This window comes from Enterobacter sp. AG326 (genome assembly GCF_004362415.1).
Lineage (GTDB): Bacteria > Pseudomonadota > Gammaproteobacteria > Enterobacterales > Enterobacteriaceae > Enterobacter > Enterobacter asburiae.
Genome location: NZ_SNXG01000003.1, coordinates 459,635 through 474,361, shown reverse-complemented (window position 1 = coordinate 474,361; position 14,727 = coordinate 459,635). Strand labels below are relative to the sequence as shown.

At 57.4% G+C, this 14,727-nt stretch carries 9 protein-coding genes; 1 reads left to right on the top strand and 8 read right to left on the bottom strand.

Annotation, left to right across the window (positions count from 1 at the left end; translation table 11 throughout):
* Window positions 1–67: 67 nt before the first annotated feature.
* From pyrG to rlmD, 4 genes are all read right to left on the bottom strand, one after another.
* Window positions 68–1,705, bottom strand: a complete 1,638-nt coding sequence (pyrG, locus tag DFO52_RS13725) for a CTP synthase (glutamine hydrolyzing) (protein WP_023309013.1) — start codon at window positions 1,703–1,705, stop codon at window positions 68–70.
* Between the two features lie 223 nt (window positions 1,706–1,928).
* Complete coding sequence (mazG, locus tag DFO52_RS13720; protein ID WP_023333241.1) at window positions 1,929–2,720, bottom strand: nucleoside triphosphate pyrophosphohydrolase; 792 nt, start codon at window positions 2,718–2,720, stop codon at window positions 1,929–1,931.
* Window positions 2,721–2,787: 67 nt separating this feature from the next.
* Entirely contained in the window at window positions 2,788–5,019 is a 2,232-nt protein-coding gene (relA, locus tag DFO52_RS13715; protein WP_029741552.1) for a GTP diphosphokinase, read from the bottom strand.
* A gap of 51 nt (window positions 5,020–5,070) precedes the next feature.
* Window positions 5,071–6,369: a 23S rRNA (uracil(1939)-C(5))-methyltransferase RlmD gene (rlmD, locus tag DFO52_RS13710; RefSeq protein WP_133550568.1), complete on the bottom strand. Its 1,299-nt coding sequence runs from the start codon at window positions 6,367–6,369 to the stop codon at window positions 5,071–5,073.
* 57 nt (window positions 6,370–6,426) lie between these two features.
* Between rlmD and barA the strand changes: the two genes are divergently transcribed.
* Window positions 6,427–9,186 (top strand): two-component sensor histidine kinase BarA, encoded by a 2,760-nt coding sequence (gene barA, locus DFO52_RS13705; protein WP_121932256.1) that lies wholly within the window; start codon window positions 6,427–6,429, stop codon window positions 9,184–9,186.
* 95 nt (window positions 9,187–9,281) lie between these two features.
* On the opposite strand, the gene DFO52_RS13700 is transcribed toward barA, so the two are convergent.
* The 4 genes from DFO52_RS13700 to gudP all read right to left on the bottom strand — a co-directional run bounded on the left by DFO52_RS13700 (window position 9,282) and on the right by gudP (window position 14,547).
* Window positions 9,282–10,421, bottom strand: coding sequence for a glycerate kinase (locus DFO52_RS13700; protein ID WP_029741555.1), 1,140 nt, complete (start codon window positions 10,419–10,421; stop codon window positions 9,282–9,284).
* Between the two features lie 77 nt (window positions 10,422–10,498).
* On the bottom strand, window positions 10,499–11,836 hold the full coding sequence (gene gudD, locus DFO52_RS13695; protein ID WP_133550567.1) for a glucarate dehydratase: 1,338 nt from the start codon (window positions 11,834–11,836) through the stop codon (window positions 10,499–10,501).
* Window positions 11,837–11,851: 15 nt separating this feature from the next.
* On the bottom strand, window positions 11,852–13,192 hold the full coding sequence (locus DFO52_RS13690; RefSeq protein ID WP_133550643.1) for an enolase C-terminal domain-like protein: 1,341 nt from the start codon (window positions 13,190–13,192) through the stop codon (window positions 11,852–11,854).
* Window positions 13,192–14,547 (bottom strand): galactarate/glucarate/glycerate transporter GudP, encoded by a 1,356-nt coding sequence (gudP, locus tag DFO52_RS13685; RefSeq protein WP_133550566.1) that lies wholly within the window; start codon window positions 14,545–14,547, stop codon window positions 13,192–13,194. Before gudP ends, DFO52_RS13690 begins: the two co-directional genes overlap by 1 nt.
* Window positions 14,548–14,727: the final 180 nt, after the last annotated feature.

Genomic DNA, 14,727 nt, shown 5'->3' with positions numbered 1-14,727 from the left:
ACAAGTTAAACTAAAACTCCAGACAAACAACGCGTACCAAAGGTACGCGTTGCCGTTCTAACTTTTTTTACTTCGCCTGACGCTTCTGGTAGTCGCTGGCGGCCTTCACGAAGCCTGCAAACAGCGGATGCCCGTCACGTGGCGTTGAAGTAAATTCCGGGTGGAACTGGCAGGCGACAAACCACGGATGGTTTGGCACTTCAATGATCTCGACTAACTGATCATCCCCGGAGCGGCCCGCAACACGCAGGCCCGCGGCTTCAATAGGTTTCAACAACATGTTGTTGACTTCATAGCGGTGACGATGGCGCTCGGTGATGACCGGCTCGCCATACAGCTTGCGAACCACGCTATCGTCAGACAGCTGGCAGGCCTGTGCGCCAAGACGCATGGTGCCACCCAGATCGCTCTTCTCGGTACGGACTTCGACGTTACCTTCTTCGTCACGCCATTCAGTGATAAGCGCCACAACAGGGTACTTACAGTCTGGCACAAATTCCGTAGAGTTCGCGTTTTCCATTCCCGCTACGTTGCGCGCAAATTCGATCAGCGCAACCTGCATACCCAGACAGATGCCGAGGTATGGAATATTGTTTTCACGCGCATAGCGCGCGGTGGCGATCTTGCCTTCAACACCACGGTAGCCGAAGCCGCCAGGGATGAGGATAGCATCCAGATCTTTCAGGATTTCAACGCCACGCGTTTCAACATCCTGCGAATCAATCAGCTTGATGTTCACGGAAACACGGTTCTTCAGACCACCGTGTTTCAGTGCTTCGATCACTGACTTATAGGCATCCGGCAGTTCAATGTACTTGCCGACCATACCGATAGTCACTTCGCCTGCCGGGTTGGCTTCTTCATAAATAACCTGTTCCCATTCAGACAGGTTAGCTTCCGGACAGTTCAAGCTGAATCGTTTACAAATATAATCGTCCAGGCCCTGAGATTTCAACAGGCCCGGGATTTTATAAATGGAATCGACATCTTTCATTGAAATAACGGCTTTTTCAGGCACGTTACAGAACAATGCAATTTTCGCACGTTCGTTCGCCGGAACCGCGCGATCGGAGCGGCAAACCAGGATATCTGGCTGAATACCAATGGAGAGCAGTTCTTTCACAGAGTGCTGAGTCGGCTTGGTTTTCACTTCACCAGCGGCGGCCATGTACGGCACCAGGGTCAGGTGCATGAATAGCGCGTGCTCACGGCCAATATCTACCGCCAGCTGACGAATCGCTTCCAGGAATGGCAGGGATTCGATATCACCCACGGTACCGCCGATTTCAACCAGCACCACGTCGTGGCCTTCGCCACCCGCAACAATGCGTTCTTTGATTGCGTTAGTGATGTGCGGGATAACCTGAACGGTTGCACCCAGGTAGTCACCACGGCGCTCTTTACGCAGAACGTCGGAGTAGATGCGGCCAGTCGTGAAGTTGTTACGACGGGTCATTTTGGTGCGGATGAAACGCTCGTAGTGGCCAAGATCCAGATCGGTTTCAGCGCCGTCTTCAGTAACGAACACTTCCCCGTGTTGGATTGGGCTCATGGTGCCCGGATCGACGTTGATGTACGGATCCAGTTTCATCATGGTCACATTGAGGCCACGGGCTTCAAGAATGGCTGCGAGGGAGGCTGCGGCAATGCCTTTACCCAGAGAGGATACGACCCCGCCGGTCACAAAAATATAGTTCGTTGTCATGCTGAACCTGAGAAGTTAGGGTGAAACGATGGAATAACCAGGACGGGAAAGTAGTATACCCGAACACGGCGAGCGCCACAAACTTTCATTCTCCGTCTCCATTCCAGGCCATGACAAACATAAGGAGTGAGAAAATAGCCCCTTTTGGGTAAATGTTTTTGACGCAAATCAAGCGCTTGTCATTTAAAAAATCACACAAATTGCGCTTGATCGCAAAATCTCGTTAGAGATCAGATTCCTGGCGCTTTACTTCCTGCCAGACTTCTTCCATTGCCTCGAGGTCAATTCCGCTCATTTCCAGGCCTCGCGAGGCGACAATCCGCTCAACTTCGCGAAAGCGTCGTTCGAATTTTAGGTTGGCTTTTTGCAGGGCGGTTTCCGCTTTTACACCCAGATGGCGAGAAAGGTTGACGGTCGCGAAAAGCAGGTCGCCCATCTCTTCCTCAAGCTTTGCTTCATCCACTACCGCCTGCTGCGCTTCGTGCATGACTTCGTCAATCTCTTCGTGCACTTTATCCAGCACCGGGCCGAGGGAGGTCCAGTCAAAACCGACGGCGGAACAGCGTTTCTGGATTTTATGCGCGCGCATCAGCGCGGGCAGGCTCAGCGGAATATCATCCAGCGCCGAGTGCTGGGATTTTTCCGCTCGCTCGGCGCTTTTGATCTGCTCCCAGCGGGCCAACACCTCCGCGCTGTTCCCTGCGGTGGCATCGCCAAAGATATGGGGATGACGGCGCTCAAGCTTGTCGCTGATGGCAGCGCAGATATCGTCAAAGTTAAAGCGCCCTTCTTCCTGCGCCATTTGCGCATAGAACACCACCTGGAACAGCAGATCGCCCAGCTCGCCGCGCAGGTCGTCAAAATCTTCGCGGGAAATGGCGTCCAGCACCTCGTAGGTCTCTTCGAGGGTATACGGGGCGATGGTGGCGAAAGTCTGCTCTTTGTCCCACGGGCAGCCGTTTTCCGGGTCGCGCAGGCGTTTCATGATGCCGAGCAGGCGGTCGATTTGAGTCATAGTATTTTCCATTAAAAAAACAAGCCGGGTGGCGGCAAAGCCTTACCCGGCCTTCAGAAGAGTGTGTTTAGCCGCCGTGCAGACGACGCGCGTCAATCACATCCGGCACCTGGTTCAGTTTGCCGAGCACGCGGCCCAGCACCTGCAGGTTGTAGATTTCGATAGTCATATCGATGGTGGCAAGCTGCTCGCGGGTATCGCTGCGGCTGGCGACGCCCAGCACGTTGACCTTCTCGTTGGCGAGAATGGTCGTGATGTCGCGCAGCAGGCCGCTGCGGTCGTTGGCAGTGACGCGCACCACCAGCGAGTAGCCGGCGGAATAGCTCTCACCCCAGACCGCTTCTACGATACGCTCCGGCGCATGCGACTGCAGCTCGGCAAGCTGGTCGCAGTCGGAACGGTGAATGGAAATCCCGCGCCCCTGGGTGATAAAGCCGACGATATCGTCGCCCGGAATAGGCTGGCAGCAGCGGGCAATATGGTGCATCAGATTGCCCACGCCCTCGACCACCACGCGGCCGTTGTCTTTGCTGCGCTGCTGCGGCGCGTAGGTTTTCTGCTGCAGCTGCTTCAGCGCCGCCGCGTCCTGCTCTGCGGCGCTTGGCTTATTGAACTGCGCCTGCAGGAAGTTCACCATCTGATTCAGACGGATATCGCCGCCGCCAATGGCCGCTAGCAGCTCGTCAAGCTCGTTGAAGTTGTAGCGCGGCAGCAGGAATTTCTCCGCCTCTTTCAGGCTTATCCCGATATGCTCCAGCTCGTCGTCGAGGATCTGGCGACCGGCAAGGATGTTCTTGTCACGATCCTGTTTACGGAACCAGGCGTGAATTTTCGAGCGCCCGCGGCTGGTGGTGACGTAGCCCAGGTTCGGGTTAAGCCAGTCACGGCTCGGGTTGGGCTGCTTCTGGGTAATGATTTCAATCTGGTCACCCATCTGCAGTTGATAGGTGAACGGTACGATTCGTCCACCGATTTTCGCCCCAATGCAGCGGTGCCCCACATCGCTGTGGATGTGGTAGGCAAAATCGAGCGGCGTAGAGCCCGCCGGCAGGTCGACAACGTCTCCTTTTGGGGTAAAGACGTAGACGCGATCGTCAAAGACCTGGCTGCGCACTTCGTCGAGCATCTCGCCGGAGTCGGCCATCTCTTCCTGCCACGCAATTAGCTTGCGCAGCCAGGCAATGCGGTCTTCGTGGCCAGAACGCGCTCCGCCGGACGTGCCTTCTTTGTATTTCCAGTGCGCGGCAACGCCCAGCTCGGCGTCTTCGTGCATCTGTTTGGTGCGGATCTGAATCTCGACCGTTTTGCCGCCTGGGCCAAGCACAACGGTATGGATAGACTGATAGCCGTTCGGTTTGGGGTTGGCGACATAGTCATCGAACTCATCGGGAAGATGACGGAAGTGAGTGTGTACTATCCCCAGCGCGGCGTAGCAGTCCTGCAGACGCTCCGCCACGATACGCACGGCGCGCACGTCAAACAGCTCGTCAAAGGCGAGGTGTTTCTTCTGCATTTTGCGCCAGATGCTGTAGATATGCTTGGGCCGACCGTAGACTTCGGCGCGCACGTTCTCTTCTTTCATCGCCTGGCGCAGGCCGCCGACAAATTCCTCGATATAGTGCTCGCGGTCGATACGGCGCTCGTGCAGGAGTTTGGCAATACGTTTATATTCCGCCGGGTGCAGATAGCGGAAGCAGTAATCTTCCAGCTCCCATTTCAGCTGACCAATCCCTAAGCGGTTCGCCAGCGGCGCATAGATGTTTGTACACTCTTTGGCGGCCAGCACGCGCTCGTCTTCCGGCGCATCCTTCACCTCACGCAGGTGGGCAATCCGCTCGGCAAGCTTGATGACCACGCAGCGGAAGTCATCCACCATGGCCAGCAGCATCCGGCGAACGTTGTCGACCTGTTCTGAGGAGACGGAATCGGTGTGCGCGGCTTTGAGCTGACGGATGGCCGCCATATCCCGCACGCCGTGGATCAGCTCGACGACGGATTTCCCGACGCTGTCGCGAAGCACGTCTTCGCTGACTACGTCCGCATCCGCGAGGGGGAAGAGAAGCGCGGCCTGCAGGGTTTCAATATCCATGTTCAGCATGGATAAGATTTCCACCATCTCCACGCCGCGCCATAGGAGAAGATCGGCATCCGGATGCCCCTGCGTGGTGCGCAGACAATAGGCCCAGGTTTCGGTTAAGCGTTCACACGACTGCTGGCTGGAAATTCCCAGACTTGCGATCCATTTTTGTGGGTCAAATTCCCCAGCTTTATTAAGATGTGCACTTCTTACCGCAACCATTGTCCTCTCCTTTAGGGACCTGGGCCTGTCGAAGTCGACAAGCCAAACAAATTAGATGTGCTCGAACAACACCATCGATTCCAGATGTCCAGTGTGCGGGAACATGTCCAGCATTGCCAGACGCTGAATCTGGTAACCCGCGCTGATTAATGCCTCGCTGTCCCGGGCAAGCGTTGCCGGGTTACAGGAAACATAGACCACACGCTTCGGCGCGAGTTTAATAATATGTGCCATCACACCCGGGGCACCGGCACGCGCCGGGTCGAGCAAAATTTTATCAAAGCCCTGCTTTGCCCACGGCTGTTGGGTGACATCTTCCTCAAGATTTTGATGAAAGAATGTCACATTTTGCAAGCCGTTCTGCTGCGCGTTCTCCTGCCCTTTAGCTACCAGCGCCTCAACGCCTTCCACGCCGACGACGCTGGCCGCTTCTCGCGCCAGCGGCAGCGTGAAGTTGCCCATTCCGCAGAACAGATCGAGCACCCGATCGCTTTTCTGAACATCCAGCCACGTCAGCGCTTTCTCAACCATCAGTTGGTTAACGCCATCATTCACCTGAATGAAATCCCGCGGGCTGAACGTTAAGCGTAGCCCGTTTGACGCATACCAGGGCGCCTCACCGGTAACCTGCTCAAGTATCTCGCTTTGTGGTGCAAGGAAAAGCGCCAGGTCGTGGGAATGCGAAAAGCGTTCCAGTTTTTCGCGATCTTTTTTCGACAGCGGCGCGGTATGGCGCAGCACCATCAGCGGTCCATTGTTGGCCATGACCAGTTCGACATGCCCGAGGTGGCGAACGCCGTCCAGCCCGGAAAGACAGGTGCGCACTTCCGGAAGCAATGCCTCAAGATGGGGCACCAAAATGGGGCACTGCTGCACATCGACAATGTCACTGGAGCCGGCCTTGCGAAACCCCATCTCCAGCCGCGCCGTTTTTGGCTGATAGCTGAGGCTCAGGCGCGCGCGTCGACGATAGCCCCAGGGCACATCGGAAAGAATTTCGTTAACGTCATGTTTAAGCTGACGCGCCAGCGCGCGGCTTTTGCTTTTTTGCTGTAATTCTGTGCTCGCATGCTGTTGCTGGCAGCCCCCGCAAACGCCAAAATGTGGGCAGCGGGGCTTCACGCGCTCCGGGCTATCGTTGAGGCGACGCTTAACCTGTCCGCGCGCGAACTGGCGTTTATCTTCCGTCAGCGTAATTTCTGCTCGTTCTGTTGGCAGTAAACCTGTTATAAACAGAGCCTTACCATTGTGACGTGCCACTCCCTGACCAAACGGATCGAGGTCCGTGGCTTCAACAGTAATGATTTGACGCGTCGTCACGCGTCGCTTTGCAGAGTAGAATTGCGCCATCGCCGAGATTTTTCTCACATAAACATAATTATCTTAATTGTCCCATAACGGAACGCCATGACCAACTACAGCCTGCGCGCGCGCATGATGATTTTGATCCTCGCCCCCACCGTTCTCATCGGTTTGCTGCTGAGTATCTTCTTTGTGGTGCACCGCTATAACGATTTGCAGCGGCAGCTGGAGGATGCAGGCGCCAGCATTATCGAACCGCTTGCCGTTTCCAGCGAGTACGGCATGAACCTGCAAAACCGCGAATCCATTGGTCAGTTAATCAGCGTGCTCCACCGCCGTCACTCGGACATCGTACGCGCCATTTCCGTTTACGACGAACATAACCGCCTGTTTGTCACCTCGAATTTTCATCTCGATCCGGCGGCCCTGAAGATCCCGGACGGTACGCCATTCCCGCGCCACCTCACCGTACTGCGGCGCGGCGATATCATGATCCTGCGCACGCCGATCGTATCGGAAAGCTATTCCCCCGATGAGTCTGCGCAATCAGACGCCAAATCCAGCAACAATATGCTGGGATACGTGGCGCTGGAGCTGGATCTCAAGTCGGTCCGGCTACAGCAGTACAAAGAAATTTTCATCTCTGGCGTGATGATGCTGTTCTGCATTGGCATTGCGCTGATCTTCGGCTGGCGCCTGATGCGCGACGTGACGGGTCCCATCCGCAACATGGTTAATACGGTTGACCGCATCCGCCGGGGACAGCTCGACAGCCGGGTGGAAGGGTTTATGCTGGGCGAGCTGGACATGCTGAAGAACGGCATCAACTCGATGGCCATGTCGCTGGCGGCGTATCACGAAGAGATGCAGCACAACGTTGACCAGGCCACGTCCGACCTGCGCGAAACGCTGGAGCAGATGGAGATCCAGAACGTTGAGCTGGATCTGGCGAAAAAGCGCGCCCAGGAAGCGGCACGTATCAAGTCGGAATTCCTTGCCAATATGTCGCACGAGCTGCGTACGCCGCTCAATGGCGTGATCGGCTTTACCCGCCTGACGCTGAAAAGCGAGCTCAATCCGACTCAGCGCGATCACCTGCACACCATTGAACGCTCGGCCAACAACCTGCTGGCGATCATCAACGACGTGCTCGATTTCTCCAAGCTGGAAGCGGGCAAGCTGATCCTGGAGAGTATTCCGTTCCCGCTGCGCAGTACGCTCGATGAGGTGGTGACGCTGCTCGCGCACTCGTCGCACGACAAAGGCCTTGAGCTGACGCTTAATATTAAAAACGACGTGCCGGATAACGTCATTGGCGATCCGCTGCGCCTGCAGCAGGTCATTACCAACCTTGTCGGGAATGCGATTAAATTCACCGAAAGCGGTAACATCGACATTCTGGTAGAAAAACGCTCCATCAGCAGCAATAAGGTGCAGATTGAAGTCCAGATCCGCGATACCGGCATCGGTATTCCTGAGCGGGATCAGTCGCGTCTGTTCCAGGCGTTCCGCCAGGCGGACGCCAGTATCTCCCGCCGTCATGGCGGTACCGGCCTGGGGCTGGTAATCACGCAGCGCCTGGTGAACGAGATGGGCGGCGATATCTCTTTCCACAGCCAGCCGAATCGCGGTTCAACCTTCTGGTTCCACATTAATCTGGACCTCAACCCGAACGTGCTAACCGATGGCCCGGTGACGGACTGCCTGAAAGGCAAGCGTCTGGCCTACGTCGAACCTAACGCGGCGGCAGCGCAATGCGCGCTCGATATTTTAAGCACCACGCCGCTGGAGGTGGTCTACAGCCCAACCTTCTCGGCCCTTTCCGTTGAGCACTACGACATTCTGCTGATGGGGATCCCGGTCACCTTCACCGGCGAACTGACCATGCAGCAGGAGCGGCTGGCGAAAGCCGCGTCAATGACCGACTATCTGCTGCTGGCGCTACCCTGCCACGCCCAGATTAATGCAGAGGAGTTGAAAAACGACGGAGCCGCCGCGTGTCTGCTGAAGCCGCTCACCTCTACCCGCCTCCTGCCCGCGCTTACGGAGTATTGTCGTCTTAGCCAGCATGCTCTCCCGCTGATTGACGACGAGCAAAAATTGCCGATGAGCGTGATGGCGGTGGATGATAATCCGGCCAACCTGAAGCTGATTGGCGCGTTGCTTGAAGACCAGGTTCAGCACGTTGAGCTCTGCACCAGCGGCGCGCAGGCGGTTGAACAGGCGAAGCAGATGCAGTTTGATTTAATACTGATGGATATTCAGATGCCGGGCATGGATGGCATTCGGGCCTGCGAGCTGATCCACCAGCTGCCGCATCAGCAGCAAACGCCGGTCATTGCGGTCACCGCGCACGCGATGGCCGGTCAGAAAGAGAAGCTGCTGAGCGCCGGAATGAATGATTATCTGGCGAAGCCCATCGATGAAGAGAAACTTCACAACCTGTTGTTACGCTATAAGCCGGGTCATATTGGCGGGACGTACACGGTTTCCAGCGAGCCGGTTGAAATCAGCGTTAACCAGAACGCCACCTTTGACTGGCAGCTTGCGCTGCGCCAGGCGGCAGGTAAACCCGACCTGGCCCGCGAAATGCTGCAAATGCTGGTCGCGTTTCTGCCGGAAATTCGTAATAAGGTGGAAGAGCAGCTGGTGGGTGAAGACCCGGAAGATCTGCTGGAAGCAATCCACAAGCTGCACGGCAGCTGCGGGTACAGCGGCGTGCCGCGGCTGAAAAACCTCTGCCAGCTGCTGGAGCAGCAGCTGCGTGCCGGCACGCCGGAATCGGAGCTTGAACCGGAGTTCCTGGAGCTGCTGGATGAAATGGATAACGTAACGCGGGAAGCGACGAAGTTGCTGGGGAGCTGAGGTAAAAGCCCGGTGGCGCTACGCTTACCGGGCCTACAATTGCGGGTGCGGCCTGATGCCCTCACCCCGTCCCTCTCCCACAGGGAGAGGGAGAACTACATTCCCTGCCCCACTTTCAGCACCGCCGCGATATTCCTTGCGGCCATCCTGACGTTCTCGCTGGCATTTTCCAGCGCATCCTCCAGCGAGCAGATGGTGTAGATCACGCTAAACACCGCATCAATGCCGTGATCGTGTACCACGCCAACGTCCGCCGTCAGGCTGCCTGCAATGCCGATGACGGGTTTGTTAAAGCGTTTCGCCACTTTCGCCACGCCCACCGGGACTTTGCCGTGGATCGTCTGGCTGTCGATGCGGCCTTCTCCCGTGATCACCAGATCCGCATCGGCCACCTGGTCGGCCAGGTGTAGCGCATCGGTCACGATCTCAATGCCCTGGCGCAGCTCCGCGCCGCAAAAGGCGTACAGCGCGGCCCCCATGCCCCCCGCCGCGCCGCCGCCAGCAAGGTTTAGCACGTCGATATCCAGATCCCGGGCAATGACTCTCGCATACTGCGCCAGCGCGTTGTCCAGGGTGACGATCATCTCGGGTGTGGCCCCCTTTTGCGGGCCAAATACGGCTGACGCGCCATCCTTACCGGTGAGCGGATTCGTCACATCACAGGCGACCTCTATCCGGCACTCCGCCAGACGTCTGTCCAGCCCGCTCAGGTCGATACGCGCGAGTTTTCCCAGTTCGCCCCCGCCCTGTCCAAGAGGCTGTTCGCTGGCGTCCAGCAGCTTTGCCCCCAACGCCTGCACCATCCCTGCTCCGCCGTCATTGGTAGCGCTGCCGCCGATGCCGATGATGATATGCTTAACGCCCGCATCCAGCGCGTGACGAATAAGTTCGCCCGTGCCCCAGGAGGTGGTTTTCAGGGGATTACGCTGCGAAGGGACGACCAGCTCCAGGCCGCTTGCCGCCGCCATTTCAATAAAGGCACTCTGCTCGTCACCGGATAAGCCATAGAACCCTTCCACGCGCTCACCCAGCGGGCCGGTCACCGGAACATGCACAATGCGTCCCTGCGTTGCCGCGATCATCGCCTCAACCGTCCCTTCGCCACCGTCCGCGACCGGCAGTTTGACGTAAACCGCCTCGGGGAAGATCTCGCGAAAACCACGTTCTATCGCTGTCGCAACCTCAAGCGCACTCAAACTTTCCTTATACGAGTCCGGTGCGATAACAATTTTCATAAGCCATCCTTACGCATAGTCGTTACGTTAAGCATACACCACGTAAAAGACCGCTCGTGGGAGCGGTCCCAATGCGTTTATCGTACCATGCACGGGCGTTTATTGTCGAATGTCCAGTCGGGGATCAGATACTGCATCGCCATCGCATCGTCGCGCGCGCCCAGACCGTGTTTCTGATACAGCTCATGAGCCTTCATGACCTGGTCCATATCCAGCTCAACCCCCAGCCCCGGCGTGGAAGGCACCTGCACCATGCCACCTTTGATCTCAAACGGCCGCTTAGTCAGACGCTGGTTGCCTTCCTGCCAGATCCAGTGCGTGTCGATAGCGGTAATCGTGCCCGGCGCGGCGGCGGCAACGTGCGTGAACATCGCCAGCGACACGTCGAAGTGGTTATTAGAGTGCGAGCCCCAGGTCAGGCCAAACTCGTGGCACATTTGCGCCACGCGCACCGACCCCTGCATCGTCCAGAAGTGCGGGTCAGCCAGCGGAATATCGACGGACTGCAATGACAGGGTGTGTCCCATCTGACGCCAGTCGGTGGCAATCATATTGGTAGCGGTCGGCAGCCCCGTGGCGCGACGGAATTCCGCCATGACTTCACGGCCCGAGAAGCCTTGCTCAGCCCCACACGGATCTTCCGCATATGCCAGCACGCCCTTCAGCTGCTTACCAATTTTGATCGCTTCATCAAGCGACCACGCGCCGTTCGGATCCAGCGTCACGCGCGCCTGCGGGAAACATTTTGCCAGCGCGGTGACGGCTTCCGCCTCTTCCTCACCGGCCAGCACGCCGCCCTTCAGTTTGAAATCATTAAAGCCATATTTTTCGTACGCGGCTTCCGCCAGGCGCACCACCGCATCCGGGGTCATCGCCTCGTCGTGGCGGAGTCGATACCAGTCGCATTGTTCATCCGCCTGGCTCTGATAAGGCAATGGCGTCAGCCTGCGGTCGCCGACAAAGAACAGATAGCCCAGCATTTCCACTTCGCTGCGCTGCTGCCCCTCGCCCAACAGCGACGCAACGTTAACGCCCAGATGCTGACCCAGCAGGTCCAGCATCGCGGATTCAATCCCGGTAACCACGTGAATGGTGGTGCGCAGATCGAAGGTCTGCAGGCCACGCCCTCCGGCATCGCGATCGGCAAAGGTGTTGCGCACGGTGTTGAGGACATTTTTATACTCACCCAGCGTTTTTCCCACCACCAGCGGAATGGCATCTTCCAGCGTCCGGCGGATCTTCTCCCCGCCCGGAATTTCGCCCACGCCCGTATGGCCGGAATTGTCTTTGATAATGACAATATTGCGGGTGAAGAATGGCGCATGCGCGCCGCTCAGGTTCATCAGCATGCTGTCATGGCCCGCAACCGGAATGATTTGCATGGAAGTGACGACAGGGGTCGTAAAAGTACTCATCGTGTAATCCTTTTATCAGTGACGTCCAAAAACAGGGCGCTTACGGTCAAATGTCCAGCCGGGGATCAGGTATTGCATCGGGCCCGCGTCGTTACGCGAGCCGCCCGGTAGCTTTTTATACGCCTCATGGGCTTTATGGATCTGATCCCAGTCAATCTCCACGCCCAGCCCCGGCGCATCCGGTACGGCAATCTTGCCATTGATGATTTCCAGCGGATTTTTCGTCAGGCGGGCTTCCCCTTCCTGCCAAATCCAGTGGGTGTCGATGGCGGTCGGGTTACCCGGCGCCGCCGCGCCAACGTGGGTAAACATCGCCAGCGAAATATCAAAGTGGTTGTTCGAGTGACAGCCCCAGGTCAGCCCCCAGTCATCGCACAGCTGCGCCACGCGAACCGCGCCTGAAAGCGTCCAGAAGTGAGGGTCCGCCAGCGGAATGTCGACGGCGTTCAGCATCACTGCATGACCCATTTCACGCCAGTTGGTGGCGATCATATTGGTCGCGACCGGCAGCCCGGTGGCGCGACGAAACTCGGCCATGACTTCACGGCCCGAGAAGCCCTGCTCCGCGCCACAGGGGTCTTCCGCATAGGTCAGGACATCCCCCAGCCCTTTGCACAGGCTAATCGCTTCGTCCAGCAGCCATGCGCCGTTGGGATCGACGGTGATCCGTGCATCTGCAAAGCGTTTTTTCAGCGCCCGGGCCGTTTCAATCTCCTGCTCGCCGGGCAGCACGCCGCCCTTCAGCTTGAAATCCTTAAAGCCGTAGCGATCCTGCGCGGCTTCCGCCAGCCGCACCACCGCGTCGCTGGAGAGCGCTTCCTGGTGGCGCAGGCGATACCAGTCGTGATCGCCCGTGGATCGGGCCAGATACGGGAGATCGGTCTTATTGCGATCGCCAACGTAGAACAGATAGCCCAGCACCGTTACCGCATCGCGCTGTTTGCCGGGCCCCAGCAGCTCGCAAACCGGAACATTGAGCGCCTTACCCAGCAAGTCGAGCAGGGCGGCCTCCAGCGCGGCGACCGCGTTGACGCGCAGTTCGAACGTCCAGGCACCTTTACCGAACGTATCAAAGTCTGCCGACTGATTGCCCTTATGCACCCGCTGAACCACCTTGTTCAGACGGGCGACCTCCTGGCCCACAACCTGCGGAATGGCATCAACCAGCGTCTGGTAAATCACCTCTCCGCCCGGGGCCTCGCCCACGCCGGTATTCCCTGCGCTGTCTTTCAGCACAACGATATTACGGGTAAACCAGGCGTTATGCGCACCGCCAATATTGAGCAGCATGCTGTCCTGTCCGGCCACCGGGATGACCTTCATCTCCGTAACGATTGGGCTCGATTGCGTTGTCATCATCCACGCTCCGCTACAGGTTTAAGTTCGACGCGTTTGATATCCCCTACCAGCACCAGGTAACTCAGCACCGCTACCAGCGCATGCACACCCACGTAGATTAGCGCACCGTTGAAAGAGCCGGTGGTGCCGACGATGTAGCCGATAGCGATAGGCGTAACAATCCCGGAGATGTTGCCGAACATGTTGAACAGGCCGCCGCTCAGGCCGCTGATCTCCTTCGGCGCCGTATCCGCCATCACCGCCCAGCCCAGCGCGCCAATGCCTTTGCCGAAGAAGGCCATCGCCATAAAGCCGATAATCATCCATTCGGCGTTGACGTAGTTACAGAACACCATGGTCATGGAGAGCAGCATGCCGAGCACAATCGGGGTTTTACGCGCGATGTTCAGCGAGCCGGTGCGGCGCATCAGCCAGTCGGAAATCACTCCGCCGAGCACGCCGCCGACGAAGCCGCAGATTGCCGGAACCGACGCGACAAATCCCGCTTTCAGAATCGACATGCCGCGTGCCTGCACCAGGTATACCGGGAACCAGGTGATGAAGAAGTAGGTTAAGGCGTTAATACAGTACTGGCCCAGATAGATACCGATCATCATGCGCGAGCCGACGAGCTGCTTGATCTGCGCCCTTTTCTGGCTGAACGGGACTTTTGCTTTTGCGGATTTCTGATCCATGTTGATCAGCGCGCCGCCTTCCGCGATGTACTCCAGCTCTTTTTTATTCACGCCTGGATGCTGGTTGGGTTCGTGGATCACTTTCAGCCAGACGAAGCTGATGACGATCCCAAGCCCGCCCATGAAGAAGAAGACGTGCGACCAGCCCACCTCATGCGTCAGCCAGCCCATGATTGGCGCGAAGATCACCGTCGCGAAGTACTGTGCGGAGTTGAAAATCGCCACCGCCGTTCCCCTCTCCTGCGCCGGGAACCAGGCAGCGACAATGCGGCTGTTCCCCGGGAAGGAAGGTGCTTCCGCTAAGCCTACCAGGAAGCGCAGCGTGAAGAGCGCCACGATAATGCCGAAGCCGCTGAAGATATCGACGAAACCCTGCAACAGGGTAAACATCGACCAGATAAAGATGGACCAGAAATAGACGCGTTTAGATCCAAAACGGTCCAGCAGCCAGCCGCCAGGAATTTGCCCGATGACGTAGGCCCATGAGAATGCGGAGAAAACGTAACCCATGCCCACCGGATCAAGGCCGATATCTTTTGCCATTTCCGAACCGGCAATCGACAGCGTGGCGCGGTCACCATAGTTAAAGGATGTGACGATAAACAGCATCACCACTATCCAGTAGCGGGCGTTGGTGCGCTTTTCAGCGCTGCTCGCTGCGTGGCTTAATGTACTCATTGTTGCACTCCTGAAACATAGCTTTCGCCTGGTTCATTCTGTACAGCACCGGTAGGGTAATCAGAATGAGACTTGTGTTTTGTCGTTTTGGTACGGCCTGAAGCCGTTTTATAGTGACCGGGAAAGTATATGAAGGAGTGACACGTTCTCTCACCGTGCAGAAACACAGTATTGAAGGGT

Bases quoted from the DNA above. Each gene is read 5' to 3' on its own strand.
- pyrG (WP_023309013.1), bottom strand. From the start codon at position 1,705: ATGACAACGAACTATATTTTTGTGACCGGCGGGGTCGTATCCTCTCTG.
- mazG (WP_023333241.1), bottom strand. From the start codon at position 2,720: ATGACTCAAATCGACCGCCTGCTCGGCATCATGAAACGCCTGCGCGAC.
- relA (WP_029741552.1), bottom strand. From the start codon at position 5,019: ATGGTTGCGGTAAGAAGTGCACATCTTAATAAAGCTGGGGAATTTGAC.
- rlmD (WP_133550568.1), bottom strand. From the start codon at position 6,369: ATGGCGCAATTCTACTCTGCAAAGCGACGCGTGACGACGCGTCAAATC.
- barA (WP_121932256.1), top strand. From the start codon at position 6,427: ATGACCAACTACAGCCTGCGCGCGCGCATGATGATTTTGATCCTCGCC.
- DFO52_RS13700 (WP_029741555.1), bottom strand. From the start codon at position 10,421: ATGAAAATTGTTATCGCACCGGACTCGTATAAGGAAAGTTTGAGTGCG.
- gudD (WP_133550567.1), bottom strand. From the start codon at position 11,836: ATGAGTACTTTTACGACCCCTGTCGTCACTTCCATGCAAATCATTCCG.
- DFO52_RS13690 (WP_133550643.1), bottom strand. From the start codon at position 13,192: ATGACAACGCAATCGAGCCCAATCGTTACGGAGATGAAGGTCATCCCG.
- gudP (WP_133550566.1), bottom strand. From the start codon at position 14,547: ATGAGTACATTAAGCCACGCAGCGAGCAGCGCTGAAAAGCGCACCAAC.